8 protein-coding genes and 1 pseudogene are annotated in these 20,215 nt (G+C 65.0%); 3 read left to right on the forward strand and 6 right to left on the reverse strand.

Going from position 1 to position 20,215, the window contains the following annotated elements; genetic code table 11:
* Positions 1-442: 442 nt before the first annotated feature.
* The 4 genes and pseudogenes from J2S57_RS29590 to J2S57_RS29605 all read right to left on the reverse strand — a co-directional run bounded on the left by J2S57_RS29590 (position 443) and on the right by J2S57_RS29605 (position 14,629).
* Complete coding sequence (locus J2S57_RS29590) at positions 443-2,830, reverse strand: DUF8189 domain-containing protein (protein WP_307249106.1); 2,388 nt, start codon at positions 2,828-2,830, stop codon at positions 443-445.
* A 368-nt stretch (positions 2,831-3,198) separates the two neighbouring features.
* Positions 3,199-3,639 (reverse strand): annotated as a pseudogene (locus J2S57_RS29595) (DUF6928 family protein); the annotation flags it as partial.
* 368 nt (positions 3,640-4,007) lie between these two features.
* The gene (locus tag J2S57_RS29600) at positions 4,008-4,661 is read right to left on the reverse strand and encodes a hypothetical protein (protein WP_307249110.1); all 654 of its coding nucleotides are present in this window, start codon (positions 4,659-4,661) and stop codon (positions 4,008-4,010) included.
* A complete protein-coding gene (locus tag J2S57_RS29605; protein WP_307249112.1) occupies positions 4,658-14,629 on the reverse strand; it encodes an RHS repeat-associated core domain-containing protein in 9,972 nt (3,323 codons plus the stop codon). The genes J2S57_RS29600 and J2S57_RS29605 overlap by 4 nt, the downstream gene beginning before the upstream one ends.
* A 489-nt stretch (positions 14,630-15,118) precedes the next feature.
* Between J2S57_RS29605 and J2S57_RS29610 the strand changes: the two genes are divergently transcribed.
* Positions 15,119-15,436 carry a helix-turn-helix domain-containing protein gene (locus J2S57_RS29610; protein WP_307249104.1) on the forward strand — a complete coding sequence of 106 codons (318 nt, stop codon included), beginning with the start codon at positions 15,119-15,121 and terminating at the stop codon, positions 15,434-15,436.
* A gap of 41 nt (positions 15,437-15,477) precedes the next feature.
* Positions 15,478-16,380 (forward strand): integrase core domain-containing protein, encoded by a 903-nt coding sequence (locus tag J2S57_RS29615; protein ID WP_307249102.1) that lies wholly within the window; start codon positions 15,478-15,480, stop codon positions 16,378-16,380.
* Between the two features lie 734 nt (positions 16,381-17,114).
* Here J2S57_RS29615 and J2S57_RS29620 read toward each other — a convergent pair.
* Complete coding sequence (locus J2S57_RS29620; RefSeq protein WP_307249114.1) at positions 17,115-17,369, reverse strand: hypothetical protein; 255 nt, start codon at positions 17,367-17,369, stop codon at positions 17,115-17,117.
* A 951-nt stretch (positions 17,370-18,320) separates the two neighbouring features.
* On the opposite strand from J2S57_RS29620, the gene J2S57_RS29625 reads away from it, so the two are divergent.
* Positions 18,321-19,250, forward strand: coding sequence for an AraC family transcriptional regulator (locus J2S57_RS29625; protein WP_307249116.1), 930 nt, complete (start codon positions 18,321-18,323; stop codon positions 19,248-19,250).
* A 57-nt stretch (positions 19,251-19,307) separates the two neighbouring features.
* Here J2S57_RS29625 and J2S57_RS29630 read toward each other — a convergent pair whose 3' ends face one another.
* Positions 19,308-20,018 (reverse strand): SDR family oxidoreductase, encoded by a 711-nt coding sequence (locus tag J2S57_RS29630; RefSeq protein ID WP_307249118.1) that lies wholly within the window; start codon positions 20,016-20,018, stop codon positions 19,308-19,310.
* Positions 20,019-20,215 lie beyond the last annotated feature (197 nt).

Raw genomic sequence — 20,215 nt, forward strand, 5'->3', positions numbered from 1 at the left:
TCGACATGCTCCCTTGCTGGTCAGAGGGACAAGAAACTACCTCTGCCAAGAATCATGACGCGGGTCAAACGGACAACGCCACGTGGGGTTATCTGTTGACAGGAGGTGGAAAGAGCGGCCGGAAATACAGAGGCAGCGCTGTCCGAAGGCAACCGCCCTCCGTCACCGATTTCCCGTCGCGTGAGCAGCCATCCGGCCGGAAAGTAACGTCACGCCTCGGCACCGCCACAATCATCGAATACGGAGAGCAGCCACTTCTTCGACCGCCACTGAAACTGACTAAATGCCTCGTGCTGCAGGGCTACTGGTACGACAACCTAATAGCAACACGCTGCGTCGTGAAAGCTAGAAGCTGAGGGTTGACCGTACACTCGCCCAAAATGCCGAGCGCCCGGCCCGTGCGGATCGGGTCAGGCGCTCGGTCTCGTGTCAGGCGCCCGATTCAGTCAGGCCGGCCGAGGTCGTAGAACTTCGCTTCCTGCTGTCCAGCGGCAACTTCCGATGGCGTCGCCTTGCGCGCCGATGGCGACGATTCAGCGGGCAGTTCCGGCTTGGTCGCTTCGGTGAAGTCCACGATCTGGGTGTTGCCATTGGGAACGCGAGCGATCAGACCGAAGCGCGCCATCTGGGAATCAGCCCAGCGCAGAGGTGTCGGGTTGGTGGCCAGCTCGACACCAAGGTCCATCCAGGTTGTCCAGCTGCTGGATGCCTTGGTGACCTCTGAGACCCAGGCCAGTGTCCCCTCACCGGAACGGGCGAACACCTGAGCGGTGCCGTCCGTCGGCTCCACCACCGCGGCGACCGGTCCGGCCGCCTTGAGATCGCCTACAGGCTGCCAGGAGCTGGTCCAGACACCGCCCAGATCCTGCAGTTTGCTCAGTACCGAGCCGTCCGGCAGGGTCACGAAAACCCGGATTCGATCGTTGAAAACGAGCACCGACGGAGTCGATTTGGAGTCGAGCGCTTCGGTGGAAGGCTTGCCCAAGCTGGTCCAGGCCGACAGTGCACCAGCGGGGCTGTAGGAGGCGACAACCATCGTGTCAGCTGTCGTCCGGGCGAACAGCAGCACGTTGTTGGACGCGTCGCTCACCACCGTGGGCGAGTCCGCCAGGGTCGTGTTAGCGACCTTGGTCCATGCTCCGAAAGCACCATTCGCCGACGCCTGCGACTGCACCCACAGAGCGCCCGTCGAGTCGACCCCGAACTGCACGATGCGACCGTCGGAGAACTTTCCACCGGTCGGGCGCGAGGCCAGGGAACCACCCAGGGCAGACCACGAGCTCGGCCACGCCCCGGTCGAGGCGTTCGTCTGAACCTTTCCCCATGCCAAAGCATTCGTACGCTGACCCGAGATCGACAGCAGACGGTTAGGCTGCTGCACCATCACGGGCGTCCCGGTGAAGACCTCGCCGTCAGAGATCGTCGTGTACGTGGTGTCACGGGTGTTGAGGACTTCCGGGTCAGGGATGTGCCCGTGCACCAGCTGGCCGGCGTTGTTCGTGAACGAAAACTCCAGCGCCCCGGGCACCGAACTGTCGGCGCCCGCGGCCTGGAACGCGGCGGTTCGGCTGTTGGTCTCCACATCCAGCTTGGGCAGGGGATCGGCGAACCAGCCTTCAAGCTCCACGAAGACGTCCACCGCCGTAGCGGCCCCGTTCTTGATCGTGATCTTGCCGTCCGTACCAGGTCTCACGATCGTCATGTTGGCCCGGGTCACGTTCGGAGCCCCGTTCACCACAGACGGCGCAGGTTCAGTGGTCCCGGTGGGCCAAGCCTTGATCGGCAGCGTCGACCCCTCACCCGAGGTGGCGGCAGCGTGAATGTTCAACAAGACGCCCGCAACGTTCTCCACCGGCAACCCGTTGGCCCCACCAACCTGAAGATCAATGCTCTTGCCCGCGCCCAGGGCCTCCTGACCCGTGACCCGGGTGTCGATCAGCCGCCCCGTGTTGGACTCCCGATACCCAGCGCCCACGGTCGGCGTGCTCGACCAGTACCCAAAGACGTCGATCACCACGTGCACAGGAATGTCTCCGCCGGTGGAGCTGGCCCGGACGGTGAATTTGCCACCCGAGAGCTTCACCGACAACCCCGACGACGAATGCCCGTCGATGTAGTTGAAGATGTTTCCGCCCGTACTCTGGTCAGCGCCAGGCGCCAGCCACAGCGTGCTCGTCTTACCGGCAGAAGGCACCAGCACGTTGACATACATGGCGCTCGCCGACGCCGGCACCAACGAGGTCGGAACAGTGATCGTGCGCCGCGCGCCGGATGCAATCGCCCCGCCAGTCGTTCCCACGTCCGAGCGCGAGTCCACCAAACGCGTCTGAGTCACCGGCACGAATCCGCCCGCACCGCTCGTGCTCGAAGTCGCGGACGTGAAGTACCCCTGCACATCGATCACGACATCGACGGTGCCCGCGCTGCTCTTGACCACGAACTTCCCGTCCACGCCCACCGGCAGCGCCGAGGTCGTGGAGAAGTTCGTGTTCGCAGAGATCGAGTGGATGATCGAATCCACCGACTCACTGCCGTCACTGGGCCAGATCCGAAGCACCATGTTCGCCGAAGGATTCGCGACCGCCACCGTCGCCATCACGGCCGTGACACCAGTCGAGGGGACGCCGCCTACGCCAGTCACCTGGATACTCGTGTCCGTGTTCGCCGGCAGCGGCCTCTTGTCCGGCACACCCAGCGGAGTCTGAGTGTTCAACACGCGCGTCGGCGAATTGAACGAGATGTAGTCACCACCACCGGAAACCGCGTCGGCCTGGGCCGTTTCGGTGCCGCTCCCGATTACGATGCCGAGCAACACGAGGCTGGCAGCCAACAGTGCTGCCAGCCATCGATCCGGACCTGGCGCAGTCGCGCTGGCCTTGTTCCACCACGTCCCTAACACGACCTACCTCAAACTCTCAGATCTCCCGGTCCGACCTGGACCGGGGCAGACTTCACCAATGCCACTTACGCTCTGTCATGGATTCCGTGCTCCCCACATAACCGACCGCATACCGTTATCGTCAGCGCACGATTCAGGGGAGTCCACCCAGAAGAGGCAATCCCGAGAGGAGCAATCGGCAGCACCAACCGACTTAGTCCCGACTCCCTCATTCACGAAAACTTCTCGACTACCTGCCTAAACTATTCTGAGACGCTTTTGTCATTGTCGCCGGGATCGTAATAGGCACCATGTGAAGTTCAGCCGGCTACCTGCGTAAACGTGGGTACCTGCAAATCTTCGACGTCGACACAGTCTGCGTCGATCCTCCCCTCCAGGACGAAGCCAAAAAGCTCCCGAAGCGCCTCACTGCCCATGCCCAAGGGATGAAACGGAAGTGGATAATTGGATAGATGAATGACGGGGCGCCGCCCCTCCCAGAAAGGGGCTTCAAAACTCAAGGGTTCACCGACGTTCTCGATAATTCCATCAGCCGAGCTCATACTGACAGCCCTCAAGAGGCGGCCGTTCGCCCAGGGTCCTATTCCCATGTAGTCAGTACCCGAATGCATCCAGACAGCAGCTACATGACGCTCTCCCGCCAGTTCCGTCACCATGTCGCTCATCTCCGTCACACGGTTGACAGCCAAGCTTCTGGCTGAGATGAGATCGAGACCGTCAAAACTTGCAGCCGTCACCGTTCCCGCGGGGGATACACAGCCAAGTCGAGGTCCAGCAGCCCAGACTCAAGCACAGGCTGCCCGAAAGCCCTCTGAGCCAGCTCCATCGAACGTCCGCCATGAAGTCCTACTGCCTCGCGGAGAACCTTGATCGGCGGGTGATCAGAGAAAATGACGGCCGCTACCTTGGATCCCAACTGCATCCCCTTACACACCTGAGCCTCTGATTGTTCAGGCGCCGACTAAAGTGATCCAGAATCACCTGAGCCCAGTCCTGATCGTTCCCCGAACCCTGGGTCGATGTCCCAAACCCGGCTCGCAATGTAGGAGCGCATATTTCCGTCGACTTCGTTACAGCAAGAACCGGACTTCCAGATAGGATCCGCTCGTCAAGCAAGCCGTGTCGAATCCGCTTCCAGTACTGATTTCATCTGCTCGCCAAGCCTCAGGTTCCTGGCTCCCGCGCGACGCTTGAACCGGGTGACCGGAAAGTCGGCCGCGCCGAAGTCTTGAAAAAATCCGAGATCACTCCTGGTCTCGCTCAAAGACGATTCTGCAGCGCTCTCGCCCGCCAGGAAGTATTCCCCTTCAAGTTTCCGATGTTCAGCCAGGAAGCTAGCAATGGCTGAGCTGATCTCAGCGACCAAGATGATCGAGTTGGTCGCAGCCTCCGGGTGAGGCTCGATGAAATCGGATATCGCGGAGACAGTTGCCGAAACAGAGTCGGCAGCAAAGCCAGCCGCTTCACCTTCTATTTCTTCAAGGCGAGTGACCCACCGCTCAGCCTCGTCGCGAGCTCGCATCAGCTCTTTGATCGAGGCTGGCTCTATACCGCGAAGATCAAGCCAGACCGCGTCCAGACCATCGTTGACGCGGTAGAAGGAATCACCCTTTCCGGCATCGAAGAGGAAGGCCATTGAAACGGATCGGACCTTGGTCGCATTGAGAGCTGTCAAAGCCAGCCTTTGACGTGCCCCTAGACGCACGCACTCATTCGTCACGAATTCCAAGTCCTCCACGTATCCCACTTCAAACACCCTCACGGAGTCCAAGTTGCCAGTGTGTCATCCACTATCGTAGCGCCTTTGCCTTGCAAGAATTTTTGACAGGCAGGGCAGATGGGACGACTGACCGCTATGCCACTCGGCGCCAACTCCAGGTGCTGGGCGGCCTCCCACAGCTTTACCTCCGCGTGCGGGAACTTTCCGGCCGCGTTGCGACCGGTACGCGAGATACCCAATTCATGCGGGAGGAGCTGAGCAACCTGAAGCTGTGAGATATTCCTGCGCGCGCCGACAGCCACGACATCCAAGGACTCGGCACCGCCGCCCCCCAGGTGAATAACCCCAGTGGTCGATCTACGGTTTCCCTGTCCCTTGATGAAGGTGTGCAACGTATCCGCACGGTCTTGCAGACCATCAAGATCAAGACCTGAGCCACCGCAGTTGTGCACGAGAACCGCTGCGGTGCCAACGAGTACGTAATACGTGTGCAAGCTGTCCACAGTCAGGTTGTAGACAGTTTCAATCCGAGTGGTGCCTTCACTTCCGACCACCGTGACAGGGCCATCACGAGGCGCTGCAGACGTCAGGTGATCACCAGCCTTCAGGTGATCTGCGGAGGCCCAGCGGCCCAAGCCGGTGCGAGGCGCCTTCGCTGCAGCAAGATCATCGTCATTGGACACCCAGAAGGGATGCCCCACCGTGGCTGTCACAGTGTCCGTCTCAGTTCCCTTCCCAGCAGGGGTCAGGACCTGAACAGTTGTCAGATCTTTTTCGCCGCGACCGATGATCACTGCGGTCACGTCTTCGCTCGCTGCTTTGCCGGTGAGGGGGTCAGCAGCCATAACGTCGTCGCCTATTACCACATCTTCAATGGGTTTTGTGGACCCATCCGCCATAAGCACCTCAGTGCCTGCAACAAAGCTGTTGGTGCCCCGGCTGCGCAGATCACACGAAGAGGCTGCAGTCTCAACAGCTTGAGCGGCTCCAGAGGAGAGCTTGCTACCAGCTCCTCGGACCAGGCCCGCTGTGCCAGCGCCTACCGCTGCCGACGTGGCGACTTGCTGAAGATCGACGCTGCCGGTCGACAGCAACTGCCCGGCTGCATCGCTGAGGCCATCGGCCGCTCCAGCGCTGGCCATGACCCCAACGGCTGACCCAGCGCCACCAGTGGCGACCGTGACCACGCCGGCCACTGCCCCGGACGCGGCTCCTGTCGCCGCGCATCCGACCACCGAACGCCCCGGAGCGCAGGTGAGGGCACTGGTCACAGCACCACCGACGGCGAAGCCGGCGACGATGCAGGCGGGGGTTCCTACGCCTCCGCTGGCTATCGTGCAGCCGGCGGTGGTCAGGGCTCCGGCTGCGATACCGAGCACCATCGGTGCTGCCGCCTGGGCGAACTCACTGGCCACCGAGGCCGCCGCGCTGACGTTGTCGAGCACGACTCCGGCTGAGGCGACGGCATTCTGGTAGACCGCGGTTGTTGCCTTGGCGACGTCCTGGACCACGACCTTCGTGGCCTGGACCACCGCCGCGGGGAGTTTCGCGGTGGCGGAGACGACCTTCTTCATGCCAGTCAGGACCGGCTTCATCAGGGCCTTCACCGCCGGCAGCGGGTTGTGCTTGATCACCTGCGCGGCCGCGGCCTTGGCCTTCTTCGTCACGGCCTTGGCGTGGGCGATCGCGGCCTTCTTCGCCGCCTCGGCTCTCTGTTTCGCGTAAGCGGCTGCTGCTGCGGCTTTTTGCTTGATGTACGAGGCCGACTGACTGACCTTGTTCACCACGTAGCTGATCGCGGCCTTACCGGTGTTGTAGATCTTCGCCGCGGCCTTCGCCACGTACTTCGCCGCCGTCTTGACCGCCGAAACCGCCTTCGACGCCACATACGTGACGGCCTTCCACGTGTACGACGCCGCCGTACGCACCGCACTACCCACCGTCTTCGCGGCACTGGTCACCGCACTCGACACCGCCGAGGCCGCCTTGGAGCACCAGCCACACGAGGGCCAGTTGCCGTCCGGGTCGCTCAGGTCCATCGGGTCACCGGCGGCGTACGTGTAACCGTTGGCCAGGATGGACGCACCACCCGCGTAGGTCTGCGGGTCACGCGAATCGAAGCTTCCGGTCGCCGAGTTGTACCAGCGGTCGCCCATGTTCACTTCGTCGGTGTCCGGGTCGGTCCACGAACCCTGGTAACCCAGGTGGTGCCCGGCACCGGAGGACGCGGTCTCCTGGCCCCACGGGTCGTAGGCCTTGGAATCGTCGAGAGACGAGAGCGTGGTGTTCGAGGCCGCGAAGTTCGCGACCAGGTCACCGTGCTGGTCCTGCAGCGAAAGGCTCGTCGTGGAGCCGTTCTGGATCGCCAGCAACTCGTCGTACGCACCCCGGGCGTACGTTTCGGTGCCGTCGGACACGACGCCGTCACTGGCGCCGGCGTACGTGAACGTGTTCCCGCCGCGAGAGGCGATGCGGTCCAGGCCGTCGTAGCTGTAGCTGGTGCCGTCCTGGTTGATCAGCCGCTCGAACGCATCGAACGTGAACTTCTCCGTGTACCCCGAACTCGTGCGCCCCGACAGGGTTCCGTTCGCGGCGTAGGAGTAGGTGTAGTCACCGTCGGACTGGACCTGGTTGCGCTCGTTGAACGTCGAGGTCTTGTCCCCCGCCTTCACCCGGTTACCCGAGTCGTCCCACGCGTAGTCCGTCGACTCCGAACCCTCAGACCACTTCGTCAACCGGCCCGCGTCGTCGTACCCGTACGTGTTGGCGGCCGCGCCGGCGGTGCCGGTGGTCTTCTTGGAGATCATCCGGTCGTCGACGTCGTACCCGTACGTGATCGACGAGACCGTCTCCCCCGCCGAGTTCTTCAGTGTGTCCGACGTCGTGCGGCCCCGGTCGTCGTACTCGTACGAGCGCACCCGCCCGTACCCGTAGTCGACCTTCTTCACCGAACCCGACGCGTCATACTCAAGATTCGTCGTCGAGGCCTTCAGGCCGTCCTTCTCCTGGACCAGACGCCCCTTGTCGTACGTGAACGTCGCCGTCCCCGCACCATCGACGCGTGAGGTCACGTTGCCGTCACCGTCATAAGCGAACGACGCGCTACCCGAACCACCCGTCGCGGTGATCAGACCACCCCGGTCGTCGTAGGCGAACGTGTTCGTCCCCGACGCCGCATTCACCGACGTGACCTGGCCCAGCTGGTCGTACCCGTACGTGTGATCCGCCGTGGTGACCTCGGCCCCGGTGCCGGTCTCCTTCGTCATTCGCCCGGCCGCGTCGAACGTCCGGTTGCGCGTCACCCCGCCCGGCGCCACCAGTTTCACCGGATTGCCGTTCACGTCGTACGAGACGGCCCACGTGCGGTCGGCGGCGTTCGGGTACGCCTTCGTCGACGGCTCGACCGCCGACTCCGCCAGCCCCAGAGAGTTGAACGTGTAGGTGAAGTCGTTGCCCCGCCCGTCCGTGTACCGGGTCCGGTTACCGTTCGCGTCATACCCGAACGACGTCGTGATCGTGTGCGCATCACTCGTCGGCTCGGTCTGCTTCGTCAGCTGCCCCAGCGCGTCATACGTGTACGTCCGCTTGGTCCCCAGCGGGCTCAGCGCCTGCAGCAGGTTCCCGGCCGCGTCATACGAGTACGACTGCGTGCGCAGGATCTTCCCCGCCGCGTTCACGTCCGACTCCTGGGCGAGCTGCCCGAACCCGTCGTACGTGTTCTGCGTCGTACGACCCAGTCCGTCCGTCACCCGGATCGTGTTGCCCTGCTCGTCGTACCCGTACTGCGTCTTCACACCGTTCGGGTCCGTCGTCGTGGTCAGCTGACCGAGGGTGTCGTAGGTGTTGGTGGCCACCGCCCCGGTCGGCGAGGTCGTGCTGGTCAGCCGGCCGGAGTCGTCGTAGGCGAACTTGGTCGTGTAGTTGTCCGCGTACGGGTACCGCTCCACCTGCGTCGAGGTGATCGCCCGGTCCAGATCGTCGTACGTCGACTGGACCTCACCACCACGCGGGTCCCTCACCGACAGAACCTCACCGACGCGGTTGTACGTGTAGTGCCACACCGCCCGGGTGTCATTGTCCGAGGTGGGCTGCGACTGCGTGATCAGCCGGTCGAGCTTGTCGTACACGTACGTCGTGTACGCACCGCGCGCGTCCGTCGCCTTCACGACGTTCCCGGCCTCGTCGTACTCCACCGTCGACGACGGCGTCACCGACGTGCTCGAACCCGGTGCCTTGTACGGCGTTCCGGTCTGCTTCACCACCCGGCCCAGCCGGTCGACGGTGGCCGTGGCGATGTTGCCCAGCGGATCGCGCGAGGCCACCTCGTCGTCGTACGTGTTGTACCCGGTCAGGACCTTCGACTTCACCGAAGCCGCCGCACCACCCACGTTCTCCGTGGACACCGCCGGCGCCGTCGACGAAACCCGCCGCGACATCTGGTCGTACTCGTACGTACTCGTGAAATCAGCAGCCGACGCACCCGCCACGTTCCCCCGCGGATCGGTCTGCGCCACGACCAGGCCACGCTGGTCGTACTTGTACGTGCTCGTACGCGACGGCGCCGCCGAAGCGTTGTTGTCCACCACCGACTGCGCCACCTGCCGACCGGCCGTGTCGTAGTCGAACGTGACGGTCTGACTGAGGCCCAGAGAAGGCTGCAGCGAGTTCGACGTCGAGCCGGTGCTGACCGTCTTCTTCACGTTGCCGGCCAGGTCATACGTGTACGCCGTACGCCGCATCACCCCCGACGGGTTCTCGACCTCCGTCGCCACCTGCCCCGTCGCCGTATACGTGTACTTCGTGACGTCCTTACCGTCCGAGGACGCCTCGGTCAGCACGTTCCCGGCCCCGTCGTACGTGTTCGACGTGATCACCACATCGCGCTTCGAACCGTCCGCGTTGTGGAAGTCCTTCAGCGTCAACGTGTTCAGCGAGTTGTCGCGGTTGTACGCGTACTCCAGCGTGCGACCCATCGCATCCGTGTCCGTCAGCAGACGCCCACCCAGGTCGTACGTGTAGTTGTGCAGGATCAGGTACTCACCCGTGTCCGGCGCCTGATCCGGATCCCCCTGCCAGTCCCACAACCGCACCTGCGCGATCGCACTACGCGCGGTGTACCCGTACTCGTACCTGCGGCCCTTCGCATCGACCACACTCGTACGGTTACCCAGAAGGTCGTACTCGTAGGAGATCTCGTTACCGACCGCGTCCTCAGTCCTGAGGATGTTGCCGTGCTCGTCGTACTCGAACAACGTCTGACGCGGCTCGTCATTACCCTGCAGATCCTCGACCCGCGTCGCCACCGCATTGCCGTTGCCGTCATACGCGTAACCCGTACGCCGCTGATGCTTCACACCACTCACGGCATCCGTCATCACCGGCTCGGTCATCGACGTCATCCGCGACAACGCGTCATACCCGAACGTCGTGGTCACCCCACCGGGGTAGGCATCCGAAATCTCAGTCTCGGAGGCCTTTCGCCCCAGGACGTCGTACGCGTACTTGGTAACGAGGCCAGAGGGCTCGGTGACCTGGGTCAGGTCACCGAAGCTGTTGTAACCGAACTTCGTCACCGCGCCGAGCGGGTCCGTGCTCGTCATCGGCAGACCCACAGGGACGGTGCCCTTGTCGGTCGAGACCTGACCGCCCGTGGAGTACGTGTTCTTGACGACGCCACCGTCCGGGCTGGTCTGCGTGGCCAGGTTCCCGCCGGCCGCGTACGTGTAGGTGGTGCGGTAGGTGTTGTCGTCAGGACCGCTCGAGCGTCCGTCGCGGGTGGCGGTCACTAGGTCGTTGCGCGGGTCGAACTGATTGGTGACCGTCGTGGGGTAGGTCGAGTACTCGGTGTGGCAGTCCGTGTTCGAGGTCTGGCAGGTCTTGGTCGAGGTCACGTTGCCGCGGGCGTCGTAGCCCATCTCCGTGATGTTGCCGTTCTCGTCCGTGATCCGGCTCTGCTGACCAGCGTCGTTGTACTCGTACGAGCGCACGCTCAGGCCGTCGAGGGTGTAGAACACCGGGCCGTTCGGATCCCCCGGAACCAGCACACAGAACACCGGTCCACCCGGGATCGGCTGGGTGCAGTTTCCTTCCTCGTCCTCGTCACCGGTCGGCGCCGGCGCCGGAACCGGCTCGTACTGCTCGCTCATCGCCAGACCGGTAGGCATACCGGTACGCAGCACCTGCCCGGTCAGCGCGTCGTACTCATACAGGTACGGCGCGCCATAGGCGTTACGCACCTGCACACTGCGGCGCAGGTCGTTCTCGTCGCCGTACACCAGCGGCTTACCCACCGTCCACACGCCACCATGCGTATCCGTATACCGCGAAACCCGGTCGCTCGAAACGTCATAGGCGACGTCCACGCCGGTTGCGCCGTTCGGCAGGACGATGCGGGTCAGGCTGCTGGCCGCGATCTTTCCGAAGCCGTAGTGGCTCTTGACCGCGGCGGAGCCCAGCGGATGGTCGTAGATCGCGACCTCGTCCACGCTGCCGCTGAAATACTTACGCGCCGCTGAACCCCAGCTCGGCCAGGAAGCCGGAGTCGTCGCGTAGGCGGCACCGACCTGGTTGCCGCTGAGGGTGTCCTGCGTGATCGCGGCGCTGAGGGTGCCGACCTTGGAGCTGTCGAGGTACAGCGTGGTCACGTTACCCGAGGCGCTCAGGACTGCGTGATGCCACTGCCCGTCGTTCACCGTGCCGCTGGTGGTGATCGGGGCGATCGAGCCGGTCGAGAACTGGCCCCGCAGTTTACCGTCCGTGCCCACGTACAGGGTGGGCACACCCAGCGTCGACGTCGCGGTGAGGTCCTTGTCCTGGTACCCCAGCAGCGGTCCGTTCGAGGTCGTCTTGAACCACAGCTCCACCGCCTGGTTCACACTGCGCCGCACCGACCCCTTCGGCAGCGCAACCGAACTACTCGTCCCGTTCAGCGTCACGGCCGTGTCCGGCGATCCCGCGATCGCGCCTGCGGTGTCCAGCGTCGGAGCGTTGTACGTGCCCGAGTCCTTGCCCAGGTTGACCGCGATCTCGCTACCGACATCCGGGTCGCCATCGGTTTCGCCCAGGCGGTAGTACGAGTCCGGCCGGTCCTCCAGAACCGCGGTGCGGTAGTGCGAACCGTCGGCGTACGTGTAGCTCGTGCAGACCTCGCCCGGCGCGCAGGCCTTTGCCAGCAGATCCCCGGTGTACGTGTACGTCCACGTCAGCGGCTTGCCGTCGACCGGGTCGGTGCTGACCGAGGCGACGTGCGAGCCCGACCAGGTGAACGTGAGGGTGCGTTCTGTGCCTTCGACCGAGGTGTTCGGAACCGACTGAGCCTGCGTGAGGTGACCTGCTGAGTCGTAGCTCATCTCCAGGTACCGGCCGAAGGAGTCCGAGACCGAGACGAGCCTGCCTTCAGCATTGAAGGCGTACTTCGCGCCGCCCCGGTCGCTCAGCAACCATGCCTTCGTCGACGCATTCTGCGTCAGGGCCGCGATACGCCCCGTCGGCGCCGCGTACGTACCGTCGGCGTTACGGCCGAAACGCACCTGCCGGCCGTCCGAATAAGTGACGACGACATTCCCGCTGCCGTCGTCGTCCGGTACGACCTGCATGTCGTAGACCGTGGTCCACCCAGCACCGAACATCCCGGTACGACGCGGGTCGAGACTGTTGTAGGTGCGCAGCACATTCAGTGCCGGGCCCGTGGTCACAACCGGGGCGTCCATGGACGACGTCGTGTAGTTACCGACCTGCGGATCCACATCGAGCGAGGCGTCGGCATTCGCCGAACCGGACACGTTCGCCGAGACGGCCGGCTGCGGAACCGTGGTGAACAGGTCGGCCTTGCCCTCGGTGGTCACCGAGCCATTGGCGTCCTTGACCCACGCCTGCCACGTGTAATGCTTGCTCCAGGCCAGCGTCCCGGACGGCAACGTCCACGAGACCTTGCTGCTGTAATCCCGCACCGCACACGCCGGAGCGGTCTGCCCCTCGTCCGGGACCTCGCAGACCTGGAACTTGTACGTCAGCGCCGAACTGGCCGCGTCCACGTCCATCGCCTGCGCCCACAACTGCGGGGCCAGCGTCGGCGACTCATAGCCGTTGTCCGGGTACAGCTGTTTGACCACCGGCGGCACGTTGTACACCGCCAGATTGATCCTTACTGGCGCCACCTGATAGTCGGTGAACCAGACCGGCGTCTTTCCCGAGCTCTTCACCATCGAAAAGTCCAGGAAGTACTGCCCCTGCGGCAGGGCCTTGATCGTTGCACTTACGGTGGCCTTAGCGCCGTGCGCGACGTTCCCGCTCAGGCTTGCGGCCTTCACCTGCGAAACCAGCTTGCCATCCGCGTCATAGACCCGGTAGCCCAGGTAATACGTTGAGGGAGTCCAGGTCTCGGAGCCGGTGTTGGTCACCTGGACGGAGACCTTGCCGTCCTGGTTCTGCAGCACCGTCGGCTTGGGCACGGCGTTGGTGATCTTGTACGACGCGTCGTAGGGGCTGTGCGTCACGTACAGGCGCGGCGCGTTGGCGGTCCCGATACCGGCGATGCGCTTCCAGGCGCTGGAGTCGCCGGCGGCGGCGCGCAGGCTGATGCCGTTGTTGGCCTTGCCGTCGGCCCAGCCCTGCACGAGCTTGTTACCCGCATCGCCCAGGTCGTAGGTCGTGGCCTTGGTCGCCGGGCACGCCGAGCTGGTCTTGCCCTGCGCGATGTACCCGTACGCGAACGACTTCGAGCCCAGCTTCGCACCCGTGCTCGGGCCCGGGTAGGAGTAGCCCGGTCCCGCGCTCCAGGACTGGTCCACCGCGTACACGTTCAGCGGACGCGCCTTGCACGAGGGAGCGTCATAGCCGACCAGGCTGAGCTGCACCCCGTAGATCGTGTGGTCCTGCAACGCGGAGACCATGTCGTTGAACTTGACGTACGCCGCCGAGTTCGAGCCGTCGAGGTAGCCGACGGTCATCTCCTGCGTATTGGCGCTCGAACTCGACCCGCGAACGGTCATCGAGGAGTCACCCGGACTGTCCCGCACCGGAAGCTTCACCGCGACACTGGGATCAACCATCACCGGGAACGCCCGGTCGGGATCAGCCAGCCATTTCTCATCGATCGTGACGGTCAGCACCGAACCGTCGAGCGCATAGGTGACCGCGTCGGACTGCGTCGGCCCGCGCGCGGACGTGCCCGCGTCGACCATGTAACCGGCCGGGATCCGCGCCCTCTCCCCACCCTGGGCGTCCGTCAGCACCACCGCACCATCGTCCAGCTGCGCCGTCAGGCCCTTCAGGTCCAGGTCAAAGGCATACGAAGTCGGAGCCGAGGACGACTTGAGCACCAGGGTCTCTTTGGCGCCGGTCCCGGTGGCGGCGAGTTTCAGGTCGACGTCCTCGAGAACATCCGCGTACGTGACCTCGGAGCCGTTCGTCACCCCGGCACTGGTCTTCGCGCCGCGCAGGCCGTAGCTCAGGGCGTGCTCGTCGTCGATCGTGACCGAGGCCAGAGCCTGGGCGTTCGCGGAGGCCGCGAACGTCGTGCCCACCGGGTCGGCCGCCGCCGCCAGCTGCGATCCCTGCTTCTCCAGCGTCGTGTCGACCGACTCCCACGAACCGTCACCGGTCTGGAAATTGGCGACGCCGCTGGAGAATTCGGTGGTCTGCGTCCCGTCGGCGTTCTGGTAGACCTTCTCGCTCGCCGAACGCTGCTCCGGCAGCTCGACGCTGGTCTGCGGGTCGAAACCCTCCACCGGCTCAGCCCCGGCCGCCTCCACGACCTTCGCCGTGTTCGCCGTGGTGACCGACGCGTCCTCAAACGTCTGCAGCGGATACCGACCACGCCGCGACTGCGGCACCGTCGTGTTCTGCTTCTGCCCCTCCCCCACCGGCACGTCGGCAGCGCTGCCCCAACGCTGCTCGGGAGCGTCCGCCGCCTCATGACGGATCTTCTTGGCCACCGCCTGCTGCGCGATCGCCGCCGACGGCGAGATCGTCGAGAGCAACAGCGGCACACCGGCGATCGCGAACAGCACGCCGGCACGACGACGCGTGGGAGCTCCGTCCGGGCACGACCGACCGCGGGCAAAGAGAGACCAAGACAAGGAAGAGACCTCGCTAAAGGGATTTACCACCGAAAGCTCACGAAGCATCACACGCAGGGTGAAGGGGTGTATTCAGCCCAACAGACTATTCACAGGCCCATAGATCCCTGCTATACGACCCAACCATTGGTCACCTGGAGTTGTATCGCCCGAGAAGCCCGCTACTGTACGTTCATTCACCGCTGACAACGTTGCAATTCTGCAATCTTATGTTCACCGTTGTGTCCTGGGCCACTCCAGAGATGTTGCTCACGGCAAGCATCGGTGGCTGGTCGCGGGGCTGGGCCTGGCCAGTCATGAGCCGCCGGGCCGCACTGACGATGTTCGCCACTTCGTGAGCTTGTGTGCGCCTGACCCGCGTCATGATTCTTGGCAGAGGTAGTTTCTTGTCCCTCTGACCAGCAAGGGAGCATGTCGATCATGCCTCGTCCACCGTCTCTGCCACCGGCCGAGAAGCAGCGGATCATCCTGTCGATCCTGGCCGGCGAGATGACCGTTGCTCAGGCCGCCCGCCAGGCCAAGGTCTCCGAGCAGTCAGTCGGGACCTGGAAGCGGCAGTTCCTCGAGGCCGGCCTGGCCGGCCTGTCGTCGTCCTCGAACCGGGCCTCCAGCCGAGAGCAGCAACTCGAGGCCGAGGTCGCGGACCTGACTACGGCGCTGGGCGAGGCCGCGGTCGAGCTGCGGGTGTGGAAGAAGTCGGCCGAGCACCGCCTGGGCCCTTCGAAGACCTCGAGGTGATCCGCTGCCAGGCGGGCATACCGACCACGAGGTTTACCGACATGATCGGCATGCCCGAAAGAACCTGGCGCCGCTGGCAAGCCCGCGCCAAAACCGACCAGCCGCCTCGCGGCCCGTGGCCGATGCCGGTCTCGCAGGCCGCCGAACCGATCGTGGCCAAGCACGCGCAGGAGCACCCGGCCTGGGGCCACCGAAAGATCTGGGCCATGACCCGCTACGACGGCGTGAGCGTCTCCCAGGCAACAGTTCTGCGGATCATGCGCCGACGCGGCCTGCTCCTGCCAGCCACCTATCAACGCGAACGCCGCCAACTGGCAGCCGCCCGCAAGGCCGCCTTCGTGAACCCACCGACCGGACCGAACCAGGTCTGGCAGCTTGACTTCTCGGAGTTCGAAACGCGAAAGGGAGGAACCTGGAGACTGGCTGCCTGCCGCGACTACTGGTCGAAATACGAGTTCGGCTGGCACCTGTCACCCACCGCGAACCAGCACGACGCGATCGCCTCGATCGACCTGGCCACCACCGAGGCCGAACGCCTCGCCGACGGCCTTGACCTGCTCGAACAGGTCGTCGATCGTTCCACCGGGCTGATCTCACCCGTCGTGATCGTGACCGACAACGGCGGACCGTTCCGCTCCTTCAGGTTCGAGCACTACATCAAGACCCGACCCGAACTGGCACACGTGCGCACCCGAGTCCGCACGCCCGGACAGAACGGCACCCGCGAACGTGGCTTCGGCACGCTGAAATACGAGTGGCTCTACCGCCACGACATCGACCACGGCCCGGCCCTGGCCGAGCAGGCCGAGGCCTACCGGCTCGAATACAACACCCTCAGGCCTCACGAGGCCATCGCCTGGAACCGCCCGCTCGAAGTCCACCTCGGCCTCGCCGACCCGGCAACACCCAACTTTCCCGACCCAAAAAGTCTGCCAACTACTTGACGCGGGTCACGCCCGACAAACCACCAACCGCGAGTCATAGGACGACGCTGCGGGGCTTGTACCAATGTCGTTTGCAGACCGGGCGGGGCACTGGCATGCCGGTCTGCGCATGGTCGGGCAGTCAGCCGCGGGTGTAGTCGGAGCACCCCCGCACCGGACGCATTCCCGGTCTCACAGCGTTCGGCGGCGGTCCGGCGCATCCAACGAGTGCCGCTCGTGACTTGCGGAGCTCGATGTTTGCCTTGTCCAAGGAAAAGTTCGTAGCTCGGGATCAAGGTCGGCGCGACCAGACGCTTCGCGCCACAGGTGAACGAGCTCGGCCAAGGAGGTTTCGCGTGGCGCGTCACCAAAGACGCGACAACAGACGGCCTTCATGGTTAAACCGTGGATCCACTTGCCAACTCCGGCAGTCAGTTCCGCCTTGGTGGTTAAGGTGACGGTAGGGGTACCGTGCTGAACGTGAACCAGGACGGCTAGGCAGGGGTGTTGCCCAGCCGAGCCCGGAGTTACTCATCAACCTCCTGAGGTTGTCCCGGGTGCCGGCGCGCACGGTCAAGGAGCCGGTGAACCCCCGCTGCGGTCCGGAAGCACATTCGTCCGGGCCACAGGCCGGCCGGACTTCAACGGCCCGGGGGGCCACCGCTCAGTCGATGGCTTGCTCGACCATCTTCGAGCCGATGTGGCCGGCCACGAAGGGGGACTATGGCAACCTCAAGACACCACCCCGAACGGCCTCAGAAGATCCCCTTCCGGAGCCGTTCTTCGTAGCGATCCAACGTCGAGCGCAACCGCTCGTCCGACAACCGGAGCCACCCCGAAACATCGAGCAGCCACCACGAATCATCGAACCCCACGTAGTCCTTCACCAGCTCCGACAACGGCACGGCCTGCCCTGCCTGCAACACGGCCTTCATCTCATCATGCGTCATGCTCAGGGCGCTGGCTCCGGTCTCCGAAGACGCTGGCTGATGCGAGATCTCACGGCTCACGGGTTCGGCTTCCGCTCTGGCGCAGGGCCGGTCGACGGCTGCGGACGCTGCTGTTGCGGTTCGATCGGCAAGGGTCCCCGCCCGGGCGCCGGCCCGGCCCGTGTCTGCCGCCGCGTCAGCTCATGCCGGGTCTGTGGAACGGCCCCCTGGTAGCCGGCCGCCTCCACGCCGGCGATCTGCGAGCGGAAGTCATCAGCCAGGATTCGCCGCGCCGCGTCCCGGGCCGAGAGCGTGGTGCCCCGGAGCAAGTGCTGGTGGATCTTGCGGTGAAGCGATTGGCCACATCGTCTGCCTCGCGCAGCAGTCCGAAGTGCACACATTCTTGGCTTCTGGTGTCAGCGCATGGCGAATATGGGCCGCCGTGGATCCGGACGTCTTGGACGATCGCAGCCGGGCCCGCCGTGTCTCGGGGACTGCCCCCAAATCCTGAGTCAACCGGCTTGGGGGCGGTCCTGTCCCTCAGCGCTCACGCTGCAGCCCGCGGTCTGTTCACTCTATGGCGAACTGTCGCGATAAACCCGAACGTGTACCAGAGGCTCGTGTCCCCCCTCGGACACTCAAGACAGAACGAAGAGCATGCACCAAGGACCGGGCCGACGAGCCCGGTCCTTCTGCTTTGCCCCTTCCCTGAGCAGAGCCTTCCGTCCAACCGCTGGGGCTGTCGGTGGAGCCGGCCTCAGGAGGCCGCTGACCGTCCTGATCGGCGTGGCCCCATGACGCTGGTGGCTGAACGGCACTCAGAGCCGGTATGCGCTTCGCCGTACTGCCACAACCAGGCCGGGAATACGCCGAAACACGGCCGGCGCTGCGCTGAGCGTGAGCAAGCCGCCTGCCCCAAGAACGCTGATCGATGGACGGTACAGCCCCCGTCGCACGGCAGAGCCCCGCAGTCGGCTCACGACCGCCGCCGCGGAAACGGCGGCCGGCCGGTCGTTCCCGGCCCCACCGCGGGTGCCCGACCCGCTGGCCGAAACCGTACGTCTCTTCGGTGCGCACGGTTCGGTCGGGAACCGGATCGACGCCGGCGGTGACTGGGGTCTGTGGCTCGACAACTGCCCCGGCGCGGTGATGCATCTCGTCTCCTCCGGGACCGTCTGGCTGGAGGTCGAACAAGAGCCGCGCCGTCTGCTCCGGGCAGGCGACGCGGTGCTGCTGCCACGGGGCACGGCCCACGGGCTGTCCAGCGGTGAAGGTGTACGGATGGTGTCCTGCGACCTCGTCGCCGCATCCCGGGCCCGTGACCGGGGCGGCGTGATGCGACTCGGATCCGGACCGGTGTCGGCCCGGTTCATCACGGTGAACTACGACCTCGACCCCGCGGTGAGCCAGACGCCGGTAGCGATGGCGGGTACCGTCCTGCACGTCGAAGCGGCCCGCAGCCGCAAGCTGGACGCGACGATCGGTCTCCTGTGCGACGAGCTGTCACACCCCGAGATCGGCGTCACCGCAGCGGTCAACAGCCTCGTCGATCTGCTGCTGGTGCAGTTCGTCCGGGCGGTCGGCGCCGGCGGCTCCGGTGCCACCGCTTCTCCCTGGATGACCACGGTGACCGACCCGGTGGTACGCGACGCCCTCGCCCTCATGCACCGGCGCCCCGCCCACCCGTGGACCACGGCCGATCTCGCCTCGGCGGTCCGGGTGTCGCGAGCCACCCTGAGCCGCCGTTTCCCCGCGGTCCTCGGTATGTCGCCCGGGGCCTACCTGACGTCGTGGCGGATGGACCTGGCCGCCGTCCGTCTTCGCGACACCGAAGATCCGATCGACGTCATAGCCGAAACCGTCGGCTACGGTTCGTCGCACGCCTTCCGCCGTGCGTTCCAGCGGGCTCGCGGGCAATCGCCGCTGCGCTACCGCAGCGTGTCCCGGATGGCGTCGCGGTAACCACCCGGGACTGCGCCCGACGCGAGCCGTGCGGGCCTCAGCCCGCGGTCGGCAGCCTCAGGAAGTGGTCGTCAGGACGAACCCCCGCGGCTCGCCGGTCAGCGAAGCCTTGGCCGCCGCGCCGTACTCGTCGGCCACGATCTCGATTCGGCGGGCCTCGAGACCGTCGAGCGCGGCGCTGACGATGTCGACGGGGTCGTTCATCACGGCCGCCGGGTTGAACGCCTTCATGGTCTCGGTTCTCGTCGGCCCGAAGACCAGCCCGGACACGAGGGTCTGCTGCTTCGCCAGCTCCAGCCGGATCCCGTTGGTCAGGCTCCACTGTGCGGCCTTGGCCACCGCGTAGGAGTTGTTGCCGTCGAAGCTCATCCAGGACAGGTTCGACAGCACGTTGAGAATGGCCCCACCGCCGTTCGCGCCGAGCGCCGGCGCGAATGCCCGGACCATGTTGAGCGTGCCGAAAAGATGCGTCTCGACGACCGTCCGGATCTGATCCAGGTCGCCCTCGATCAGGTTCTGCCCCAACGAGACACCCGCATTGTTGATCAGCAGGGTCACGTCACCGGCGGCTTCGGCGGCGGCCGCCACCGACGCCGGGTCGGTGATGTCCAGACGCAGCGGCACGACGCCGGGCAGGTCGACGACCTCGGCACGTCGCGCGGCCGCGTACACCTTCGTCGCCCCTCGCCGCAGCAGCTGCTCGGCGAAGAGGCGACCGAGGTCACGACCGGCACCGGTGACCAGGGCCGTGCATCCCTGAATGTGCATGATTCTCCTTGTTCGAGGCTGGCTTTCCTGTCGATCGTAGGAATTCGCCCGAGCCGGACGGGTGGCCGAATGCCTCAGGACCATGACCGTCTGCCTCTGTTTTCGACGCCCGAGGGACGACACCGCACTCGTACCCTGTTCGCGATCTCCGGGATCCTCGGACGGACGGCGGCGCATCAGTGGCAGGGTTGTCCTCC

Origin of the sequence: Kineosporia succinea, from assembly GCF_030811555.1 — a bacterium.
Taxonomy (GTDB): domain Bacteria; phylum Actinomycetota; class Actinomycetes; order Actinomycetales; family Kineosporiaceae; genus Kineosporia; species Kineosporia succinea.

Bases quoted from the DNA above. Each gene is read 5' to 3' on its own strand.
- J2S57_RS29610 (WP_307249104.1), top strand. From the start codon at position 15,119: ATGCCTCGTCCACCGTCTCTGCCACCGGCCGAGAAGCAGCGGATCATC.
- J2S57_RS29615 (WP_307249102.1), top strand. From the start codon at position 15,478: ATGATCGGCATGCCCGAAAGAACCTGGCGCCGCTGGCAAGCCCGCGCC.
- J2S57_RS29630 (WP_307249118.1), bottom strand. From the start codon at position 20,018: ATGCACATTCAGGGATGCACGGCCCTGGTCACCGGTGCCGGTCGTGAC.